1 protein-coding gene is annotated in these 566 nt (G+C 69.8%); it reads right to left on the bottom strand.

The genetic code is table 11. The annotated features are described in order from the left end of the window. The coding region (locus tag JCM25143_RS20490; RefSeq protein WP_035371581.1) for a 3'-5' exonuclease at nucleotides 1-566 on the bottom strand (566 nt) is incomplete at both ends.

Below are 566 nucleotides of genomic sequence, written 5' to 3'. Positions count from 1 at the left end.
GGGGCCGGGGTGCGGGGTGTTTCCTCCAGCACCAGCATAGTGCCCGGCCAGTCACCGGGGGGAGCTTCAGCCCCCTCGGGCAAGGGCTCCGTATTCCAGTCCACGCTGCGCGCGCCTGCGCGCTCGAACCCTTCGCGGCAGCGCTCGTACCAGCTTTCCGGCGGCACCGTGCGGCCGGGTCGCCAGCCGCAGACCACCAGCCTTTCGGCCGCACGGGTCAGGGCCACGTAAAGCAGACGATTATATTCCTCCACCGCGCGGGCGCGCGCCGTTTCTGCCAGCCTGCGTGTCAGCCCCACACCCATGGCCGCACGCGGCGTATAAAGCGGCACATCCAGCCCGCTGGCCGCGTCATGCGCCCAGAACAGCCTATCCTCCGAGCGGGGCGCGCCCACCGTATCGGGCAGGATGACAAGCCGTGCCTGCAACCCTTTGGAGCCATGCGCCGTCATGACCCGCACCGCATTGCCGCCAGCCTCTGCCTCGCGCCGGACAGTCTCGCGCGAGTGGCGCAGCCAGTGCACAAAGCCCTGTAGCGAGGGCGGGTGCTGCTCCTGATACCGCAG

This window comes from Acetobacter papayae JCM 25143 (genome assembly GCF_000613285.1).
Taxonomy (GTDB): domain Bacteria; phylum Pseudomonadota; class Alphaproteobacteria; order Acetobacterales; family Acetobacteraceae; genus Acetobacter; species Acetobacter papayae.
The sequence above is the reverse complement of the archived record's forward strand: the minus strand, read 5'-3'. Positions and strand labels throughout refer to the sequence as shown.